The 19,645-nt window shown below is 69.1% G+C and carries 17 protein-coding genes; 7 read left to right on the forward strand and 10 right to left on the reverse strand.

Annotated elements, in window-relative coordinates; genetic code table 11:
- Positions 1–192: 192 nt before the first annotated feature.
- The gene (locus tag NM2_RS11835) at positions 193–1,980 is read right to left on the reverse strand and encodes a DEAD/DEAH box helicase (protein WP_067667600.1); all 1,788 of its coding nucleotides are present in this window, start codon (positions 1,978–1,980) and stop codon (positions 193–195) included.
- 62 nt (positions 1,981–2,042) lie between these two features.
- Between NM2_RS11835 and NM2_RS11840 the strand changes: the two genes are divergently transcribed.
- Positions 2,043–2,942 (forward strand): carbon-nitrogen hydrolase family protein, encoded by a 900-nt coding sequence (locus NM2_RS11840; RefSeq protein WP_084530805.1) that lies wholly within the window; start codon positions 2,043–2,045, stop codon positions 2,940–2,942.
- 8 nt (positions 2,943–2,950) lie between these two features.
- Complete coding sequence (locus NM2_RS11845) at positions 2,951–3,649, forward strand: phosphoribosyltransferase (protein ID WP_067667602.1); 699 nt, start codon at positions 2,951–2,953, stop codon at positions 3,647–3,649.
- Here the strand turns inward: NM2_RS11845 and NM2_RS11850 are convergent.
- From NM2_RS11850 to NM2_RS11865, 4 genes are read right to left on the reverse strand one after another with little or no spacing between them, the layout of a single operon-like run.
- Positions 3,593–4,351 carry an ESX secretion-associated protein EspG gene (locus NM2_RS11850; RefSeq protein WP_067667603.1) on the reverse strand — a complete coding sequence of 253 codons (759 nt, stop codon included), beginning with the start codon at positions 4,349–4,351 and terminating at the stop codon, positions 3,593–3,595. The genes NM2_RS11845 and NM2_RS11850 overlap by 57 nt on opposite strands.
- A 45-nt stretch (positions 4,352–4,396) precedes the next feature.
- The gene (locus tag NM2_RS11855; protein WP_067667604.1) at positions 4,397–5,731 is read right to left on the reverse strand and encodes a PPE domain-containing protein; all 1,335 of its coding nucleotides are present in this window, start codon (positions 5,729–5,731) and stop codon (positions 4,397–4,399) included.
- On the reverse strand, positions 5,724–6,134 hold the full coding sequence (locus NM2_RS11860) for a hypothetical protein (protein ID WP_245717967.1): 411 nt from the start codon (positions 6,132–6,134) through the stop codon (positions 5,724–5,726). Before NM2_RS11860 ends, NM2_RS11855 begins: the two co-directional genes overlap by 8 nt.
- An 18-nt stretch (positions 6,135–6,152) precedes the next feature.
- Positions 6,153–6,776: an alpha/beta hydrolase gene (locus NM2_RS11865; protein WP_067667605.1), complete on the reverse strand. Its 624-nt coding sequence runs from the start codon at positions 6,774–6,776 to the stop codon at positions 6,153–6,155.
- Between the two features lie 290 nt (positions 6,777–7,066).
- Here NM2_RS11865 and NM2_RS11870 point away from each other — a divergent pair, with 290 nt between their 5' ends.
- Positions 7,067–10,882, forward strand: coding sequence for a bifunctional RecB family nuclease/DEAD/DEAH box helicase (locus NM2_RS11870; RefSeq protein WP_067667607.1), 3,816 nt, complete (start codon positions 7,067–7,069; stop codon positions 10,880–10,882).
- 22 nt (positions 10,883–10,904) lie between these two features.
- Here the strand turns inward: NM2_RS11870 and NM2_RS11875 are convergent, their stop codons facing one another.
- Positions 10,905–12,074 carry an alanine racemase gene (locus NM2_RS11875; RefSeq protein WP_067667609.1) on the reverse strand — a complete coding sequence of 390 codons (1,170 nt, stop codon included), beginning with the start codon at positions 12,072–12,074 and terminating at the stop codon, positions 10,905–10,907.
- 84 nt (positions 12,075–12,158) lie between these two features.
- Positions 12,159–12,620, reverse strand: coding sequence for a TetR family transcriptional regulator (locus NM2_RS11880; RefSeq protein WP_067667611.1), 462 nt, complete (start codon positions 12,618–12,620; stop codon positions 12,159–12,161).
- 414 nt (positions 12,621–13,034) lie between these two features.
- Between NM2_RS11880 and NM2_RS11885 the strand changes: the two genes are divergently transcribed.
- Positions 13,035–13,781, forward strand: a complete 747-nt coding sequence (locus NM2_RS11885) for a tyrosine-protein phosphatase (RefSeq protein WP_067667617.1) — start codon at positions 13,035–13,037, stop codon at positions 13,779–13,781.
- Positions 13,782–14,048: 267 nt separating this feature from the next.
- Here the strand turns inward: NM2_RS11885 and NM2_RS11890 are convergent, their stop codons facing one another.
- Positions 14,049–15,068 (reverse strand): glutathione S-transferase family protein, encoded by a 1,020-nt coding sequence (locus NM2_RS11890; RefSeq protein WP_067667619.1) that lies wholly within the window; start codon positions 15,066–15,068, stop codon positions 14,049–14,051.
- Between the two features lie 69 nt (positions 15,069–15,137).
- Here NM2_RS11890 and NM2_RS11895 point away from each other — a divergent pair, with 69 nt between their 5' ends.
- Both NM2_RS11895 and NM2_RS11900 read left to right on the forward strand, forming a co-directional pair.
- The gene (locus tag NM2_RS11895; protein ID WP_067667621.1) at positions 15,138–15,935 is read left to right on the forward strand and encodes an enoyl-CoA hydratase/isomerase family protein; all 798 of its coding nucleotides are present in this window, start codon (positions 15,138–15,140) and stop codon (positions 15,933–15,935) included.
- A 95-nt stretch (positions 15,936–16,030) separates the two neighbouring features.
- Positions 16,031–17,299, forward strand: a complete 1,269-nt coding sequence (locus NM2_RS11900) for a class I adenylate-forming enzyme family protein (protein ID WP_067667623.1) — start codon at positions 16,031–16,033, stop codon at positions 17,297–17,299.
- Here the strand turns inward: NM2_RS11900 and NM2_RS11905 are convergent, their stop codons facing one another.
- Both NM2_RS11905 and NM2_RS11910 read right to left on the reverse strand, forming a co-directional pair.
- Positions 17,300–17,725, reverse strand: a complete 426-nt coding sequence (locus NM2_RS11905) for a VOC family protein (RefSeq protein WP_067667838.1) — start codon at positions 17,723–17,725, stop codon at positions 17,300–17,302. It abuts the gene before it with no gap.
- 5 nt (positions 17,726–17,730) lie between these two features.
- On the reverse strand, positions 17,731–18,618 hold the full coding sequence (locus NM2_RS11910) for an AraC family transcriptional regulator (RefSeq protein ID WP_067667841.1): 888 nt from the start codon (positions 18,616–18,618) through the stop codon (positions 17,731–17,733).
- A 285-nt stretch (positions 18,619–18,903) separates the two neighbouring features.
- Between NM2_RS11910 and NM2_RS11915 the strand changes: the two genes are divergently transcribed.
- Entirely contained in the window at positions 18,904–19,617 is a 714-nt protein-coding gene (locus NM2_RS11915) for a hypothetical protein (protein ID WP_067667844.1), read from the forward strand.
- Positions 19,618–19,645: the final 28 nt, after the last annotated feature.

Below are 19,645 nucleotides of genomic sequence, written 5' to 3' on the forward strand. Positions count from 1 at the left end.
CGCCCGATCCGAGGATCGCTCGCGTACTCGTGGCGGAGAACCGGTGGCAAAGGTCGCAAAGGTGCGACGAATGAGCGTCGACGGAGCGGCCCGAAGCCATCCATTCCGCGACCGCGATCGGTCAACGAACCCCTATCGCACGCGAGCCCGCGCCGACGGCGGCGGTTCCAGCTCGCGCAGGGGCGGGGGAACTCAGGTGCGGGGTTTGCGGCGGTCGAAACGCTTCGGCTCGCGGCGGGGGCCGCGGCCCAGGGGGCGGTGTCCGGGCGGGCCCTGGTCGAGCTGGAGTTGGATCAGGACGCCGCTGATTCTGGTGCGGCGCAACGCTTCCAGCGTCTCCGGGGGTAAGTCCGCCGGTAGCTCGACGAGACTGTGGTCCGGGCGGATGCTGATGTGGCCGAAATCGCTGCGGCGCAGGCCGCCCTCGTTGGCGATGGCGCCGACGATCGCGCCGGGCACCACCCGGTGGCGTTTGCCCACGGCGATGCGGTACGTCGCCATATCCGCGTCGGTGCCGCGATGTTTACTCGGCCCGGCCGGGCGGCGGTCCTCGCGCTCATCGAACTTGCGCGGAGCCCGTTCGCGCCGTTGCCTGTCCGGCTCCGGCTCGGCTTCCATGAAGAAGTTGTCGCCGTCGTTCGAGCCGACCGCCAGCGCGGCGGCGATATCGACCAGCGGAATGTTGTGCTCGGCCTCGTAATCCTCGATCAGCTTGCGGAACAGCGCCAAATTGTCCGAGGACAGATTCTCGGTGATCGCGTCCTGGAATTTCACCACCCGCTGCGCGTTCACATCGTCCACGCTGGGCAGTTGCATCTCGGTCAGCGGCTGGCGGGTGGCGCGCTCGATCGCATCGAGCAGGCGGCGTTCGCGCGGCGCGACGAACAGCAGCGCCTCACCCGTACGACCCGCGCGACCGGTGCGGCCGATCCGGTGCACATAGGACTCGGTGTCGTGCGGGATGTCGTAGTTGAGCACATGCGAGATGCGATCCACGTCCAGCCCGCGCGCGGCCACATCCGTGGCGACCAGGATGTCCACCGCACCGGATTTGAGCTGACCGATGGTGCGCTCGCGCTGGTTCTGCGCGATGTCACCGTTGATCGCGGCGGCCGAATAACCGCGTGAGCGCAGTTTCTCGGCCAGTTCCTCGGTGGCCTGCTTGGTGCGCACGAAGATGATCATCGCCTCGAAGGATTCGACCTCGAGGATCCGCGTCAGCGCGTCGAGCTTGCGCTGATAGGACACGTGCACCCAGCGCTGGGTGATGTTGCTGGCGGTGGTCGTCTTGGCCTTGACCGTGATCTCCACCGGATCGTGCAGATACTGCTTGGAGATCTTGCGGATCACGGTCGGCATGGTCGCCGAGAACAGCGCCACCTGCTTTTCGGCGGGCGTATCGCGCAGGATGCGTTCCACATCCTCCTGGAAGCCCATCTTCAGCATCTCGTCGGCCTCGTCGAGCACCAGATACTGCAGCTGCGACAGATCCAGCGTGCCGCGCTCGAGGTGATCGATGACACGGCCCGGCGTACCGACGACGACCTGCGCGCCACGCCGCAGCCCGGACAGCTGCACCGCGTAGTTCTGACCGCCGTAGATCGGCAGCACGTGCACACCCGGCAGGTGCGCGGAGTACTTACCGAACGCCTCGGCCACCTGGATCGCCAGCTCACGAGTCGGGGCCAGCACCAGTGCGCGCGGGCTCTTGGACGGACGTCCCTCGGCGTTGGCCAGACCCATCAGGATCGGGATCGCGAAGGCCGCGGTCTTACCGGTGCCGGTCTGTGCCAGGCCCACGACGTCGGCCCCCGCGATCAGCGGGGGAATCGTGGCGGCCTGGATCGGCGACGGCGACTCGTAGCCGACGTCGGCGATGGCCGACAGAATGCGGTCATCGATGCCGAGATCGGCGAAGGACGGGTCGGCGGCGTCCCTCTCGTCGGACCGGGAATCGCTGTCGACCTCTGAGGTATTCATTGACCAGCAGTTTACTGCGTGCTGGTGGTCACCCCGACCATCGGCCCAATACGGTGAGACGTATGCAACCGCAGCAGCCGCCCGTGCCGCCCGTCACCGTCACCGCCGGAACCTCCTCGACGCGACCGACCAGCAGCTCCGATGCCTCGCCGCCCGCGAAGGCTCTCGACGTCGCGGTGGTGCAGTTCGATCCGTACACCGACAAGGACGCCAACCTGGTGATGCTGCGCGAGCACGTACGCGCGGCCGCCGAACGCGGTGCGCGGGTCGTGGTCGCCCCGGAATATTCGATGTTCGCGGTGACCCGTCTGGACCAGCGGGTGATCGACGCCGCCGAACCGCTCACCGGACATTACGTCACCGGACTGCGCGGACTGGCCGCCGAGTTCGGGGTGCACCTGGTCGCGGGCGTGGTCGAGGCGGGCGGGCCGTCCGGCCTGGTCTACAACACGCTGGTCGCCGCCGCACCCGACGCCGAATTCGCGGCCGTCTACCGCAAGGCGCACCTCTACGACGCGTTCGGCTTCCGCGAATCGGATATCGTGCTGCCGGGCCCGATCACCGCACCTGCGACGTTCACCGCGGACGGTGTCGTCTTCGGCATGCAGACCTGTTTCGATCTGCGCTTCCCGGAGGGTTTCCGCCGCTTGGCCACGGCCGGTGCGCAGGTATTACTCCTTCCCGCGCAATGGATTCCGGGCCCGGACAAGGTCGAGCAGTGGTCGACGCTGCTGCGGGCGCGTGCCATCGAGAACACCGCCTACGTCGCGGCCGCCGACCATGCCGCGCCGCGAGGTGCGGGCTGGTCGATGATCGTGGATCCGACGGGCATGGTGCTCGCCGAACTGGGCGAGGGCACCGGCATCGCCACCGCCCGCATCGAACCCGATCACCTGGACAAGGTCCGCACGGCGAACCCCAGCCTGAACCTGCGGAGATTCGGTGTCGGCGAACTAGACTGACAATCACCATGATCTATCCCGATCGGATCGCCGCCGGTCGCTCGCTGGGTGGGTCGCTGATGCACCTGCGAGCGTCGAATCCGCTGGTGCTGGGACTGCCACGCGGAGGGGTCCCGGTCGCCGCGGGCGTGCACGCGGTGATCGGCGGTCACGTCGACATCCTGCTGGTCCGCAAGCTCGGCGTGCCGTGGCAGCCGGAGCTGGCGATGGGCGCGATCGGCGAGGGCGGGGCACGGGTGATCAACGACGACGTCCTGGAACACACCGGCGTCGGTCCCGATGAGCTGGCCGCCATCGAGGACCACGAACGCGCGGAACTCGCACGGCGGCAACGGATTCTGCGCGGCGGACAGCCGCCCGTCCCGCTGACCGACCGCTGCGTTGTGATCGTGGACGACGGGATGGCCACGGGTGCGACGGTCGCGGTCGCCTGCCAGGTCGCGAATACCTGTGCGCCGCGGCGGCTCACGGTGGCGGTGCCGGTCTCCTCGGTGGAGGCGCTGCGCCGCGTCGACGAGCTGGCCGACGAGCTCATCTGTCCGCTGGTCCCCCGCGTCCTCGGTGGCGTCGGCGGGGCTTACCGGGATTTCCATCAGCTCTCCGACGAAGAGGTCGTCGATCTGCTGCGTTCCTCGGCCGCGACGGACGAATCACCAGGCCCCGGCCTCGGCGACGATGCGATCGGCCGCGGTGAGCATGGGGCGTAGCGCGGCGGTGAAGGCTTCCGCGGTCACCGGGACGATATCCACCTCCGTGCGGGTGTGCACGGTGTAGCGGCCGTCACCGGCGACATCGATCCAGCACAGCACGCCCAGCGGGCGCAATTCGCCGTTGCCTCGGCGCGCGGAGACGATGATCTGCCCGATCCCGTCACGAGGCTGTTTGAGCAGGCGTCTGATGCGAGCCGCGGCGGTCGGGCCGGAGATCGGCACGGTGACCAGGTCGCGGCTGTCCTCACGGACGCGGTCGACCGGGGCGCTGTAGCGCGGCCCGGTCCCCGCGACGTTCTCCGGGAGCATCGAGATCACGCGGGGCGCAAGGGATTTCGCATTTCCGACGAACAATCGCACATCCGAACCGCGATCCGGCGTCACGCCCGCGCGCTGCGCGGCCACCACGGTGACATGCCCCGACCCCGCGCCGAGCACTCGCACGGGCGGCGCGTCCTCGCCCGGCCCCTGCCTGCCGAAGACCTCCACCCGCACGTCGGGGCGGGCGAGCACCCGCAACGCCGCTTCCAGATCGGGATCGAGTGTGCGCGAACACCATTCGTTCAACTCGGGTAGCTGTGCGGTACGTTCACCACTGTCGCGGGCGGACAGTCGGACCGCGAGCGGATACGGGATCCGGTCGCCGTCGGTGCGCTCCCAGGCCAGCGCGAACTGGTCGGGTGTGAGCGTCCATTTCACCGGCGGCGGCCCACCACACACTCGACAACCGGACCGGTCGTCGGCTCACTCCTCATCGTCGACCCACTCGCCGACGACGGCCGGCGTCGTCGGCTCCAGATGCCCGACCAGATCGGTCTCGGGTTCGGCGGGCTCCAGGAAGGTCGGATCGTCGAAGTCGGGGTAGTAGTCCTCGTCGTCCTCGTACTCGTCCTCCGGCGAACGCCGCGGCGGGACCGGGACGGTGTTGCCGGGCCGGGTCGTGTCGCCCACGGCGAACGCGCCGCCCGCGAGGCCGCCGACGATCCCCGCACCCATCCCGGACGAGACGTCGGCACCGCCGGAACCGTCACCGCCGGCGGATCCGTCGGCCTGGTCCTTGCGCTTGCCGTCGCCGTCGGCGCTCTGCGGCTTCGTGGACGTGTTCTGCGGCTTGGCCGAGGCGCTCCGCGGCTTCGCGGCAGCCGGAGCGGGCGCCACCGCGGGAGCGGCCGCCGAGGCAACCGGGGCGACCCGATCGGCTTGCGGCGCAACGGCATTCACCGGCGCGACGGTGGACGCGGTGTGCACGGCCGCGGGGGTAGTGGACGTGGCGGGCACGGTCGCCGGGGTGGTCACCGAGGCCGGTGTCACCGAGGCGGCGGCATCGGTGCGAGCGTGGTCCGGCTGGGCGGGCTGCTGCTGGGTCGGCTGGTGGATGCTCGTATCCGACGGTGTCGCAGCAAGATTCGAAGTCGGCGCATGCGACGCGTTCGGGCTCGCGGTGTCCACGCTGGTGCCCGGGGCGGCCACGCCGGGTTGCGGTGCGGTCTGCTGCTGAGTCGGGTACATGCCGCCGACGGGGAAGCCCGGCACGTTGTTGCCGGTCGGGATGAAGGCCCCGACGTAGACCGAATTCATCACCCGCACGATGTCCAGGCGGACGTTCTCTGCCGTCTTCGCCGTTTCGGCATTCACGGTGGCGTGCTTGGGATCCAGCAGTGCCGCATCGAGATCCATGGAGACCGAAACCGGGTGCGATACCGAGGAACGCAACGTCTCGGCTGCGTCATTGGCCTGCCCGAGACGTCGGCCCACGTCGGACATCACATCGGCCAGATTCTGCCCCAGCGATTCGAACGCCTGCACGGCATTCGAGGCCAGCTGTGCCGCGCTGCCGCGCCAGCCGTCGGCGATGGCGGCGCGAATCTCCGCGTGCGCCTGCTGCACCGCCTCGCCCATCGCGCTGCCCGAACTCTGCCAGGTCTGGCGGCCCGCGGTGAGCACTTCCGGCTCGAGCGCCATGACGCCGCGGTAGATCTCGCCGTAGGTGAGATGGTCGAAGACCTCGACGTTCGGCGCGTAATCCGGGTCGGGGTGCGAGGTTTCGACGGTGGTGCCGTCACCGCTGATCCTATGCATGCCCGGCCCCCACCACGTCACTGTTGGTCTTGCCGATGGCCGCGGCGATATCGGCGTCGTGCTGGGTGTAGGCCGCGCCCGCGATCCGCAGCGTCTGCGCGAGCTGGCGAGCCGCGTCGGCGTACTGCCGCAGATGTTCGAGTGCGTCGGTGGCCTTGCCCTCGAATCCGCGCTGTAGCGAGCCGCCGGATTCGAAACCGCCGAAGCCGGGCAGCGCGGTGGCCGCGTGCAACACCGTCATCTGCTGTTCCACCTGCTCGGCCAGAGTCTCGTAACGGCGCGCACAGCGTTCGTGGACGCCCTCGGTGACGAGTACACCGTCCATCCACAGTTCGCCGTCGTCGACCGCTTGCGTCAGGGCTGCCACATCACTGCGCAGGTCCCCGGTCTCTTGTGATTGCACCGGTCCCCCTTTCTCGCCTCAATGGAGTCCGGCCGGAACCACACCCCGTATCCACTCCGCGATGTCGGCGGTGACCCGCGCGTGCACCGGTTCGTGGAGCAAATCGTGCCCGGCATCGGTGTACTCGCGCAACCCTACAGATTGTTGACGCCCGGTCCAGTCGCGAATCGGATCGATGGGCGCGCGACGATCGTCGACGCCGTGCAGGGCCAGAACCGGTAGTCCTTCGGGCACAAGCGCATCGGGGGTCGCCGCCCGCGCCGGGGTGCCGGTGAGCACGAGTCCGGCGCAGTCGGGCAGAGCGGAGAGCGCGGTCAACGCGGTGGCCGCGCCGAGTGAGTGCCCCGCCACGATCAGCGGCACACCGGGCAGTTCGCCGCGTATCAGGCTGGCCAGTCGCAGTGCGTCGGCGGCGAGTTCGTCGGGGGCGCCTGGAGCGTCCGGATCGCCTTCGCTCAGTCCCTGCCCGGCGGTGTCCAGCCCCCACACCTCGATGCGCTGCGCACCCAGTGCGCGGGCGAATCGGTGATAGTGCCCGGTGTGCTGCCCCGAACCGGGCAGCCATTCCAGTACGGCCAGCGGTTGCCGCGCCGGCCAGCGCCGATAGTGCAGCCGCCCGCGCGCGCCCTCGAAAAACGGCATGCCGCAATCCTTTCACCGAGCGCGCCCGGCCGCGCCGCACCCCCTGCACCGGCCGATTGCCCACCTGACCACCCGCGACGGCCCGCGTCCCATACACTCGGTTCCGGGCCTACCGGCACGCGGGGGTGCGGGCCGGGTCCACTCGGCTGGCTGCGTTTCACTTCACGTGCCGACACGCGCCGCGTACGCCACGCCGTGCGACCTCGAATGATTACGCTGTTGCGCGACTCGGCACGCAACGGTGCGTTCGCCCGGGATTCGGGTGTCCCGAGACAGCAGGAGGGCCACGATTGATTCTGTTCGGTGATCGTGTCGTGTGCAGCACCGGTGACCTGGTGGAGGCGGCGCGCTGCGAGTTCGCGCTGCTGCGCGCGCTCGATGCCGAACTGGGCCTGGTGCCGCCGGTCGCGGGTACCGGGTCCGCACCCGATTCCCTGTCCACGACCAGCGCGGATGACGTGGACGCCGAACTCGACACCCTCCCGGCCCATCTCGCCGACGCGGCGGTCCGCATCGATCCGCCCGACGGCGACGATCCCGCCGCGATCGTCGCCGCCCTGGATCGCGCCGATCGCCGGACCTTCGCCGCCCTGCGCGCCGGGGAGCCGGTGATCGCCGGCGCACGATTCTTCGACGGCGACTTCACCACCGGTTGCGCCCTGCTGGTCCGCGCCGAACCCGACGAGCCCCGCCCTACCGAATCCACCCCGGCATTCGACGACAGCGACGCCATAGTCGACGGCGACACCCTGGGCGCGAACATGGCCACCGGACCGGCCGGGCAGCTTTCCCCGCACGCGAGCACGTCCGGACCAGCCGAGCGGCTTCCCCCGCACACGAACATGTTCTCCTCCGGGCAGGCCGGGCAATTCTCACCGAGCATGGATCCGAATTCCGCACCCGCCGCCAAGGGCCCGCCACACGGCGCGACAACCGACCTGATGGCGCCGCACTCGATACACCGTGCGGCAGCCAACCATTCATCGGGCCATTGGATACAGGGCGTGACACACGACCAACGGTCCGAGCATTCGACGCATGCCACGACGACCGACCGAGCCTCGCGGCACTCGATACACGCTGCGGCCGAGGACCGGACTCCGGAGCACTCCGCACACCACGCGACGCCCGACCGACTGCCGGAGAGTTCGACGCACGGCGCGATGGCCGAGCAGGCTCCGAAGTACTCGATTCACGGTGTGGCTGGTTCGGGGTCGCCGATCGGCGCGTTGATCGAACTGGCGGGTTGCGCACACATGATGCGGCAGCGCGGATTCCGGGTGGATCCGCGGCTGCGGCTGCGGCTGCCCGACGGCTCGGAGCTGATCCACGACCTGGCGACGGCGAGCGCGGTGTACCGGGCCCGGCGCGAGCGCCTGACCACGATTCTGGCCGCGAAACAGAACGAACTGCTGCCGGTGCAGTGGGGCGATCGCCGCTATCTGGCCTGCGGACACTGCCCGATCTGCACCGCGGAGCTGGTGGCCGGTCGCGATCTGCTGCTGGTGGCCGGTATGCGCCCGGGGGTGCGGGCGCAGCTGCGCGATGCCGGTATCACCACCGTCGATCGCCTCGCGGCCGCCGACTCCGCGGTCACCGGCGTTGCGGCACATACCTTTTCGGCGCTGTCCCGGCAGGCCGAGGTGCAGTTGCAGCACGAGCGCACGGGGGCGGCGGTCTATACGGTGACCGATGCGGGCGCGCTGGGTGCGCTGCCGCTGCCCTCGCCCGGGGACGTCTTCCTCGCCGTGACGGACACGCCCGCCACGGCGGTCGGCGTCGGCGTGGCCCCGGCGCATCACGCCGAGGCCGGCGAGGACCCGGTGATGCTGTTCCACGCCTTCGCCATCGCCGGAACCGATTCGGCCGACGAGGGTTTCGACGCCGCAGACGAAACGCCCGACCTCCTGGAATATCTCCTGGATCGCCAGGAGCACCACCCCGGCATGCGGATCTACCACTATCGTTCGCCGGTTCGGCAGCTGCTGGCGCGACTGTGCGTCCGGTACGGCGCGGATGAGCAGATCATCGACGATCTGCTCGGATCCCTGGTGGACCTGTACCCGATCCTGCGGTCCGCGCTGATCATCGGGCAACGTTCCTATCGCCTGTCCGATCTGGCCGGACTGTTCGACACGAGGACCGAAATCCCTTGCGAGGACCTGGAATCGGAGTGCGCACACACCCTGCGGCTGCGAGAGTGGCTGCGCGACCTGGCCGCCGAACACGATGTCCGCCCCGCCCCGGAGACCCCGCGCCCGGAGACCGAACCGCTGCCCGCGGTAGAGGCCGCGCTGCGCGAATTCGCCTTCGACTTCGACGAATCCCGCAGCGCCGCACAGCGGGCCGCGGCGCTGACGGCCGCGACCCTTGCCTATCACCGGCGCGAGCGGCAGCCGTTGCACTGGGCGCACGAGGATCGCCTGCGACGGCCGATCGCCGAATGGGAGGACGCCCCGGGTGTGCTCATCGCGGACTGGGGCACCGTGGACACCAAGTGGCACAGCACCGGCGAGTCGCCGATGCGCCGCTATCTCACGCTGACCGGACGTCTGGGCACCGGCGGCGCACCACGTCCCGGGACGCCGGTGCTCACCGTCTACGACCGGCCGGTACCCGGTATGACCAGCAGACCCGGCCGACGCGCGACCGGGCACGCCACCATCCTGGGTTGCGCGCTGGACGTCAATTTCGACGACGCCGTACGCGTCGAGGAGTTGCTTCCGCAGGGCTGCGAACCCTATGACGAACTGCCCGTCGCGATCGTGCCGGGTCCGCCCGGCCAGGACGAGAACATCGCGGACGCACTCGAATCCGCGGCGCACGAGTTGCTGGTGAGCCTGCCGGAGGTGCCCGCGACGGCCGCGTTCGACCTGCTGCTGCGGCGTCCGCCGCGGCTGCGTTCGGGGGCGGCGCTGCCCGAGGTGTTCGGTGATCACGCCGCGGCCGTGACCGCGGCGGTGCTGGACCTGGACGATTCCTATGTCGCGGTACAGGGTCCGTCGGGGACCGGCAAGACCGACACCGCCGCCCGCGTGGTGGAACGGCTGGTCACCCGGTACAAGTGGCGTGTCGGGGTGGTCGCCCGGTCACACTGGGCGGTCGAGCAGGTTCTCGACGCGCTCGTGCGAGTCGGGGTGCTGCCGGAACTGGTCGCCAAATCCGACACCCACGCGGTAGCCCCGGAATGGCTGACCATCGAGCCGGGCCGCTACCCGCGTTTCCTGGACAATGCCGTCAACGGCTGCGTGATCGGCGGTCTGCCGGGCGATTTCGCCGACGCCGCGCAGGTGCCGCCGGGCGCGCTGGATCTGCTGCTGATCGCCGACGCCGGGCATTTCTCGCTCGCCGACGCGATCTCGGTCGCGGGCAGCGCGCACAATCTGCTGCTGTTCGGCGATCCGGCCCCGCTGCCCGGACACGGTATTCACCCCGAGCCGGTGCACGATTCGACACTGGGCCGCCTGCTCGGCGAATTACCCACGCTGCCAATCGAATTCGGCTACTTCCTGGATCGCACCTGGCGTATGCATCCGCAGCTGTGCGGGCCGGTCTCCCGGCTGCGTTACGCCGGACGACTCCGCTCGAGCGAAACCGTCACTCTCGCACGCGATCTCGAAGGCGTCCCGCCGGGCGTGCGGACCAAGCCGATCGAACATCACGGCAACAGCACCGAATCCGCCGAGGAGGCCCGCGAGATCGTCCGGCGGGTGCGGAATCTGCTGGGTCTGCCCTGGCATCAGGGCGCGGTGACCCGCCGCCTGCATCCGCACGACATCCTGGTCGTCACCCCGTATCACGCCCAGGTCGCGCGCATCCGCACGCTGCTGTCCCGGGCCCGCATCGAGGACGTCCTGGTCGGGACCCCCGAACGCCTGGCCGGGCGGGAGGCCGCGGTGGTGCTGGTCTCCATGACCACCTCCTCCCCCGCCGACGCGCCCCACGGGATCCATACGCTGCTGTCCCGGCACTGGATCACCACGGCGGTATCCCGAGCCATGTGGACCGCCGTCATCGTCCACTCGGCCCTGCTCACCGAGTACCTCCCCGACACCACCGAGCAGCTCACCGATTTGGCCGCATTCCTGGAACTGGCCGAGCCGTAACGGAATCCGTCCCGGTCCGGCGTCAGCCGAAGTTCTTCCCCTCACCGCGATAGGTGGGGACCGTGGTGCGGGTGCCGTCGGGTGCGACGATCTGCACGCTGTCGAAACGTTCGAACAACTCGCCCGCCTTGGCATGGCGGAACCAGACACGGTCGCCGATCGCCAGGTCACCCGCTCCGGTGAGCGGGGTCTGCACCTCGCCCGCGCCCTCGGTGCCGATCAGACGTAAACCTCTGGGCCACACCGGTTTCGGCACACGGGATTTACCGGCCGGTCCGGAGGCGATATATCCGCCGGAGAACACCGTGGCGATATCGCGCGCGGGACGGCGCAGGACGGGCTCGGCGAAGTACAGGGCGGGACGCGGAGTGAAACTGCGATATCCGTCGAACAGCGTCGGCACGTACAGCCCCGAACCGGAGGTGACCTCGGTGACCCCGGGCGAGGAGACGCTCACCTCGATCGAACCGCTGCCGCCGCTGTTCACGATCCGCAATTCACCGACCACCGATCGGACCGCGTCCAGCACCTGCACCCGGCGCGTGGCGATCTCCGCTGCCGAGAGCTGTTTCACCAGCCGCACCGCGGGATTGGTATCGGGCAGACCCGCGATCTGCGCCTCGTAGGTCATCACCCCCACGACCTCGAAACCGCGATCGAGTGCGGCGCGGGCGAGCCGGGCGGCCTGGTCGGGGGTGCGGATCGGCGAGCGGCGCACTCCCAGATGCAGCGGGCCGATCCGCAGCGAGGCGTCCGCGTCCAGGCAGATGCGCGGGCGCACCCGATCGGCGCCGACGGCGGTCTTTATCAGGTCGAGTTGTGCGGTGTCGTCGACCATGAGCGTGACCGATTCGCGCAGGACCTCGTCCTCGCCCAGTTCGGCCAGCGCGGCGCGATGCACGCTCGGATAACCCAGCAGAACGTCCCGGGCGCCCTGGCGGACCAGCCAGATCGCCTCGGGCAGTGAGTAGCCCATGATCCCGGCGAATCCGCCGGACGCGGTCAGACCGGAGCCGAGTACCTCCTCGAGGACCGCGCGGCAGCGCACCGACTTACTCGCCACGCGGATCGGCAGACCCGCGGCTCGGCGGACCAGATCCGCGGCGTTGGCGCGAAGCGCCGCCAGATCCAGGGCGGCCAGCGGCGGATCCAGGTCGGCGGTGGCCGCGTGCAGGCCGGCGATGGACGACACGTCTGTCACACCCTCCACTGAACCATGAAGTTGGTCATACGTCCAGTTTCGCGGCGGCCCACACGCCGGGCCCTCGCCGCGGGACTACTTGTCGACGGCCTTGGTCGACAGACTCGAGACCAGATCGTCGAGCACCACGAGCGTCGTCTCGTCATCGCAGTCGGCCAGCCAGCGCAGCACCGTACCCTGCACGACCGCGACCGCATAGGCGGCGATCGCCTCCACCGGCTCGAGCCACTCGGTCCCGGACCGCTCCGCGCACAGCCGCAGAAACGCCGTGACCTCCGCTTCCTGATGCCGGAACAGCGCGATCGCCGACTGATCGGCCGCGCATTCGCCCTGCCCGTCCCACCTGCGGCGCAATGCCCTGATGGTCGCCTCGTAGATGCGCACCTGACGGTTCGGCGTGTCCCTGATCGCGGGCCACAGCACGCTCACCCCGGCATGTAACAGCACCCGCAACGCACGCGTACCCGAAAAATCGAGCTCGGCATATGCCTGTTCCACCGCGTCGGCGAGCGCCGGCCTCGGCCGGAGCTCGGTCATCTCTCCACTAGCGCTCAACGAAGACTCCCTTTGGGCAAACTGAACACGCACCTCGCCTGCGCGGGCCGCTCAACGGGTTGCAGATCCTCGCTGATCGGACCGAACATGCGCCCGGTCGACCCGTTCAACAATCCTCAATATAGAAGGTTTCCAGGAATGGTGACCGAGTTCAGTGCGGGTTTACGGACTGAAGGAATGTTTTGTTACCCCCTTGGAACCACGCTGCGATCCAACAGACATCCGTCCCATCATCCCCGCCGAAATATGAGACGGCTCGGTGATCGGGCCGAAGTTCCAGTGAACCACGGAATCGTCACCGAATCCCTGTGGCGGATCCCACATGCCGCCGGAGATTCGCCGGTTCGATCGACCAACGACACCCGGGGGAAACCAGCGCGACCGTAGCCTTGATAGATGAACACCGTGCGTGCAGACCACTTTCTGATCTCCGGCACCTTCAACTACCGCGACGTGGGGCAGCTACACACCTCGCGCGGACGCAACCTGCGCAGCGGAGTGCTGTTGCGCTCGGCGCATCTGTGCCGGATCGACGCACGAGGCCAGGAAACGCTGCGCGAGCTCGGCGTACGCACCGTGCACGATCTGCGCGGACCGCGGGAGATCGATCACCTGGGCGCGGATGCCCTGCCCGCGGACGTGCGCCTGCGGCTGACCCCGTTCGACTCGGCCATCGGCGGACAGCCGCCGCACGAGGCGGCCGCGGAGCGCGACGGGCTCGCCGAGATGCTCGCGGTCTACCGATCGTTCCCCGGCATGTCCGAGGCGCATGCGGCCCTGCTGGCCATCGCCGAATCGATCCTGCGCGGCGACGGCGCGGTGCTGGTGCACTGTGCCGCGGGCAAGGACCGCACGGGCTGGGCGATCGCGACCCTGCTGCGCGCGATCGGCGTGTCCGAGGCCGACATCCTGGCAGAGTTCCTGCTCAGCAATCACGCAGCCGAGGCCCTGGCCGCCGACGTCGAACGCAATTCCGGCGGCCGCCTCCGCCTGCCGCCCGAGGTGCTCGGCGTCCGGCCCGAATACCTCGCCGCCGGAACGGATTCGATGCACGACCTGCACACGGATCTGAACGGCTACTTCACCGCCATCGGCCTCACCGAGGATCTGCGTGCCCGGCTGCGGGATCGCCTGCTCGAGTGAGTCCGGCGCACGCCGGACCCGACGCCCGGGTGCCGGCCCACCGGATGACCCGGGCCCGCTATCCGATACCGGGTAAATCCGCACCGCCGACAACCCAGCTGCGAGCGCGGGGACCGGACGGCTCGCACTGTGATCCGAACCCGAGAACACTGCGCGGCCACCAGCGCGCGCGAGCGTACGACTCCGCTCGCGGTCACCGGGTTCGGTCGGCCGCGGATCGGACTCGTGATCCGAGCAGGTAACCGCATGCCGGGCCGACCGAGCGGCTCAACCTGCGAACTGGTCGGGGACCTGTTCGGCTGGGCGGGGCGGGGGCGGCGGAGCGCCCTCGCCGAAGGGAGTGCCCGGTAGGGTTTCGCGGCCGTGCGGGGTCAGCCAGCCGGACAGTTCGGGGCCCTTGGGCACGAGCCGGGTGGGATTGATGTCGGTGTGGACCATGTAGTAGTGCTGTTTGATCTGGGTGAAGTCGATGGTGTCGCCGAAGCCCGGAGTCTGGAACAGATCGCGCGCGTACGCCCACAGCACCGGCATCTCGGCCAGCTTGGTCCGATTGCATTTGAAATGGCCGTGATAGACCGCGTCGAAGCGGGCCAGTGTGGTGAACAACCGCACATCCGCCTCGGTGATCGTCTCCCCGACCAGGTAACGCCGGTCGGACAGCCGCTCGGAGAGCCAGTCCAGAGCGGTGAACAGCCGATCGTAGGCCGCATCGTAAGCGCCCTGGTCACCGGCGAATCCGCAGCGGTAGACACCGTTGTTGACCTCGGTGTAGACGCGCCGGTTCACCTCGTCGATCTCGGCGCGCAGCGGTTCGGGATAAAGCTGCGGCGCACCCGGGCGGTGATACCGCGCCCACTCGGTGGAGAAATCGAGGGTGATCTGCGCGTAGTCGTTGGTGACGACCTGCCCGGTCGGTACGTCCACCACCGCGGGGACGGTGATACCGCGCGGATAGTCCGGGAAACGGGCCAGATACGCATCGCGCAGGAAGTGAATGCCCAGCACCGGATCGACGCCGCCGGGATCCAGGTCGAAGGTCCAGCTGCGCTGGTCGTGCGTGGGACCGCACAACCCCAGGGAAAGCACATCCTCGAGGCCGAGCAGCCGCCGCGCGATCAACGTCCGATTCGCCCACGGGCACGCCCGCGCCGCAACCAGCCGATAGCGCCCCGGCTCGACCGGATACCCGTCGCGGCCGTCGGCCGTGATGCGGGTGGTGATGTAGTTGGTGTCCCGTTCGTATTCGCCGGGCTCGACATAACCGGCCGTCTTCGAAGTGCCGCTCATATCTCCGAGTCTGGCAGATCGGACCGGGTCGCTGTCCTCTTCGCGGCCTCGGATGGCTAGATTCGGCCCATGAGTGAGCTCCCCGAACCCACCCGCCTGAACCGCACCGATACGGACGCCGGGGCTCAGCTGGCGACCATCACCATCGACCATCCGCCGCTGAACCTATTCGACCAGGCCCTACTGGACTCCCTGGCCGCGAATGTGGCCGAGCTGACCGCCGCGCCGCCGCGCGCGGTGCTGCTGCGCGCGGAGGGCAAGGTCGTCTCCGGGGGCGTGGACGTGCACGTCTTCGAGGGGCTGTCGGTCGAACAGGGCACCGAGCTGTGGGAGAACCTGTTCAGCCGCATCATCCATCCGATCGAGGCGCTGCCGTGCCCCGTTGTGTTCGCCGCGCACGGGCTGACCCTCACCGCCGCCTTCGAGATCGCGCTGGCCTGCGACATCATTCTCGCCGCGCCGAAGGCGAAATTCGGACTGGTCGAGACGGTCGTCGGGCTGACACCGTCGATGGGCGGCCCGCAGCGACTGGCCGAACGCGCCGGTTCGGGCCGTGCCCGCGAATTCGTCATGACCGGCGATCTGTACGACGCGGCCACCATGGCCGACTGGGGCGTGGTCAACGCGGTGCACGAGGACGTGGACACCGCCGCCCGCGCCCTGGCCGCCAGGCTGGCCGACGGCCCGACCCGCGCGCACGCGGCGACCAAGCAGATCATCGAAGCCTGGCGGTCCGGCGGCGTCGCGCACGCGGATTCGGGTACTCCGCGGGTCTCGGGCGAACTGTTCGCGACCGAGGATCTGCGCGGTGCGGTGCGCAGCTTCCTGGACGTCGGACCGGGCAAGGCGAGCTACTCCGGACGGTGACAGCGGAGACACGTTTGCCCACAATCAACCCACGATTGTGAGCTGAGTCATATAGTCACAGGTGCCTGCCGGATACGAGGCACTCGGAGGGATGTATGCCACAGCTCGTCGAATATCCACAAACACGAAATCCGTGGTGTACCAACCCTCTTGCCCGCGGAGCCGATGGCGTTCTGCGATACGGCAACCTCAACCCGGCTCTCACCGAACTGCTCGACGTGCAGGTACACGCATTCTCCAACCGCGAGGCCGTGGTGGAGATCGGCGGTGCGAGCGGACGCGAGATCCGCCTGACCTACCGGCAGCTGTGGCACAGCGCCGCCAGGATCGCCGGCGGGCTCCAGGAGCACGGCATCGGCTACGGCGACCGGGTCGCGGTGCGCATGCCCGTCGGCGCGCGCTGGGTGCAGGCCTTTCTGGGGGCGCTGTTGTCCGGCGCGGTACCGGTGCTGGTACCCGACTCGCTGCCCGATGCGCTTGCCGCCCAACTGCTCTCGGACAGCTCCGCGGATTTCGTGCTGGACGGCGGCGGGGCCGAGGCGCACTACGCGGATCTGCCCGACGGCGCGGCCTTCATCGACGACGGCGCGTCCCTGAGCGAGCTGGCGGTGCTGTGCTACACCAGCGGCGCGCTCTGCCCGGACGATTCGCCCGCACACGGCTATCCCAAAGGTGTGGAACTGACCAACGAGAATCTGCTCTCGGCGGTTCGTTCCATGGTGGGCGCGCTCGATCTGCCCACCGACGGGATGCGCAATCTCGTCCTGCTCCCCCTCGCCCATGCCAGCGGATGTGTGGATCAGATGCTGCCGACCTTCGCGGTCGGCGGCACCCTCGTCCTGTCCCCGGATCCGGCGCTCATCGCGGAAACCATTGTGGCCGAACGCATCGACACGGTTTGCGCGACGCCGCGCATCTTCGCCGGACTCCTGCCCGACCTGGCCGGACTACATGCCGACGGGGTGCGGCAGGTGTGCAGCGCCGGACATCGCGCCGAACTGGCCGCCACCGACCCCGGCACCCGCGCGGTCGTGGCCGACGCGCTACGCGAGGTGTTCCCGCTGGCGCGCCAGTGGTCGGTCTGGGGCGCCACCGAGACCAGCGGAATCGGATTGGCATTGGCCGACAGCGGCGAACCGCACTGCCGCGATCTGCTCGGACTTCCTTTCGGCGGAACGGAATTGGCCCTGTGGGGTCCGCGGGCCGAATCCGGCCACGGCGAGCTGCTCTGCCGCGGGCCGAATGTCTCGCCGCGCTACTGGAACGACCCGCAGACCACCGAATCCCGTTTCACCGGAAGCTGGTTCCACACCGGCAACCAGGTCGACATCGATGCGGACGGCCTGGTTCACCACGCCGAATGATCACTCGCCTTCCGGGGCTCCGGCATAGGTACCGAAACTCCACATCACGCCCTCGGGATCACTGCAAGTGAAACCGCGGGAACCGTAATCCTCGTCGCGCAGGCCGCGGATGATCGTGGCTCCGGCGGCCTCGGCACGGGCGAACAGCTCGTCGGGATTGTCGACGACGACGTACACGGACCCGCTGCCGGTCGGCATCGCGCTGTGCACCGAGTCCTCGCGGATCGAACCGAGCATGATGCCGCCGCCACCGGGCCAGCCGAGTTCGGCGTGCTGGATGACATCACCCTCGCCGTAGCGGGCGCGTTCGACGAAACCGAATGCGCGGCACAGGAACTCGATCGCCGCGGGAGCATCGCGATAGGCGAAGCACGGCCACAGCGGGGTCGCGATGCGGGTGCTGATTTCACTGGTTGTATCTGTCATGCTCATCACCCTTCCAACAGTTCGGGTACCGGGCCTTGGACGAATGGGAACACCTCGCACTCCAGCCACCGCGAGGGCGGCAGCCCGGCCAACTCCCGCCATTCGCGGGCCATGTGCGCCTGGTCGTAGTACCCGGTCGCGGCGGCCACCTCGGCGAGGGATGCGCCCGTGCCGGGCTCGGTGGCTTCGGTGGCCACCGTACGCAGCAGTCTGTGCGAGGACTCGAAACGCGCCAGCCGCGCGGCGTCCTTGGGAGTGATCCCGAACTCCGCGGCGAATCGAGAGCCCAGATGTCTTCTGCTCCAACCGATCTCCTCGGCCACCGCGGCCACGCGGGCGCGCCCGGCCGATCCGGTCAGCAACTGCCACGCCCGCCGCAGCTCCGGTTCGATCGTGGCCTCGCGCATCAGGTCCAGTAGGACCTGGTCCAGAATCGCGAACCGGCGGGACCAGTCGGCGGTGGCCGCCATGCGTTCCCGCAGCTCCGCGGCCCGCGGCCCCAGCAGGTCGGTCAGGTCGACCAGCCAGGACCCCAGATCGGCGGTCGGCACGCCGAACAACACCCGCGCGCCCAGTGGCGTCAACGCGAGCTGGACGCCGTGCTGATATCCGTGGTGCCCGATCAGGCACGGTCGCACGGTGAGCCCACTGGCCAGCGCGTCCCACCGGCCGCCGGGCTGAGCGGGGTGACAGCTGACGGGCAGCTCGATCGGCTCATCGATCGTCACGATCACCGTCAGCGCCGTGGACGGCATCCCGATATGCACTCCGGGTGGAAAACCGCGCAGCCGATAACCGGCGTAATCCCCCAGATAAGGCCGCAACCGCGGATCGGGTGCGGCCCGAGCCCCCTCGGAGACGCCTGCACCATCCGGTTCGAACGCACTGCCCACCGCTCGCTGCCGGGCCAGCAACTCGTCCACGAGTTCGCCCACGCTCGCATTCCGCCCCAATCCGGTGCGGCCGGTTCCACCCTCGGTCGGCTCCACCACGGATATCGCAGTCACGCGTCCACCCCCTGAACAGTTCCGTGAGCTCACTTACGCCTCCACGGTAGGCCGGACCACCGACAATTTCGGGAAGTGCCGATCTACCGGCACAATCCCGGCGAACCGGTTTCACGGAACGGCGGCGCCGGGATCGGCCACACTAGACTCGGCGCGAACGAGAGGGGTGATATGCCGATATTCAAGGCCGGGGTGGAGAAGGCGATCCGGTCCATGCTCGACAACGGCGCGCAGCTGCAGGCTCCCGCGGTCGCCAAGTACGTGGACCGCTTCCGGCGCGCACATCCCACCGAGTCCCCGGCACAGATCATCGGGCGGATCGAGACGCTGTTTCTCACCACCGTCACCGGCAGCGGCACCGCCGTCGGCGCGACCGCCGCGGTACCGGCGGTCGGCACGCTCGCCGCGCTCGCGGCCGTCAGCGCGGAGACCACGTTCTTCCTGGAGGCCTCCGCGGTCTACACCCTCGCGGTCGCGGCCGTGCACGGTATCGCGCCCGAAGACGCCGAACGCCGCCGCGCACTGGTGCTGGCGGTCGTGCTCGGCGAGAGCGGGATGGAGATCGTGGAGAAGAACATCGGCCGCTCGGCGCAGAACTGGGCCACCTTGCTGACCGAGCGGATTCCCGGAATCCGCAGTCTCAACGACACGCTCATGCGACGCTTCATCCTGCGTTTCCTGGCCAAGCGCAGTCCGCTGATGTTCGGCAAAGTGCTGCCCGCCGGAATCGGCGCGGCCATCGGCGGATTCGGCAACCGGGCGCTGGGTAAACAGACGATCGCCAACGCGCACCGGGCATTCGGCCCGGCACCGCTGGTCTGGCACACTCCGGTGGTGATCGACGCGGATCCCCTGCCCTCCCCGGACCGGGAGGAGCAGCAGTGACCCTTCCGCCCCGACCGACCACCACGGC

The organism is Nocardia miyunensis NBRC 108239, assembly GCF_001613065.1.
GTDB classification, from domain to species: domain Bacteria; phylum Actinomycetota; class Actinomycetes; order Mycobacteriales; family Mycobacteriaceae; genus Nocardia; species Nocardia miyunensis.

What these genes read in the sequence shown, in the direction of transcription:
- NM2_RS11835 (WP_067667600.1), bottom strand. Translation starts at nt 1,980, where the DNA reads ATGAATACCTCAGAGGTCGACAGCGATTCCCGGTCCGACGAGAGGGAC.
- NM2_RS11840 (WP_084530805.1), top strand. Translation starts at nt 2,043, where the DNA reads ATGCAACCGCAGCAGCCGCCCGTGCCGCCCGTCACCGTCACCGCCGGA.
- NM2_RS11845 (WP_067667602.1), top strand. Translation starts at nt 2,951, where the DNA reads ATGATCTATCCCGATCGGATCGCCGCCGGTCGCTCGCTGGGTGGGTCG.
- NM2_RS11855 (WP_067667604.1), bottom strand. Translation starts at nt 5,731, where the DNA reads ATGCATAGGATCAGCGGTGACGGCACCACCGTCGAAACCTCGCACCCC.
- NM2_RS11865 (WP_067667605.1), bottom strand. Translation starts at nt 6,776, where the DNA reads ATGCCGTTTTTCGAGGGCGCGCGCGGGCGGCTGCACTATCGGCGCTGG.
- NM2_RS11880 (WP_067667611.1), bottom strand. Translation starts at nt 12,620, where the DNA reads ATGACCGAGCTCCGGCCGAGGCCGGCGCTCGCCGACGCGGTGGAACAG.
- NM2_RS11885 (WP_067667617.1), top strand. Translation starts at nt 13,035, where the DNA reads ATGAACACCGTGCGTGCAGACCACTTTCTGATCTCCGGCACCTTCAAC.
- NM2_RS11890 (WP_067667619.1), bottom strand. Translation starts at nt 15,068, where the DNA reads ATGAGCGGCACTTCGAAGACGGCCGGTTATGTCGAGCCCGGCGAATAC.
- NM2_RS11895 (WP_067667621.1), top strand. Translation starts at nt 15,138, where the DNA reads ATGAGTGAGCTCCCCGAACCCACCCGCCTGAACCGCACCGATACGGAC.
- NM2_RS11900 (WP_067667623.1), top strand. Translation starts at nt 16,031, where the DNA reads ATGCCACAGCTCGTCGAATATCCACAAACACGAAATCCGTGGTGTACC.
- NM2_RS11905 (WP_067667838.1), bottom strand. Translation starts at nt 17,725, where the DNA reads ATGACAGATACAACCAGTGAAATCAGCACCCGCATCGCGACCCCGCTG.
- NM2_RS11915 (WP_067667844.1), top strand. Translation starts at nt 18,904, where the DNA reads ATGCCGATATTCAAGGCCGGGGTGGAGAAGGCGATCCGGTCCATGCTC.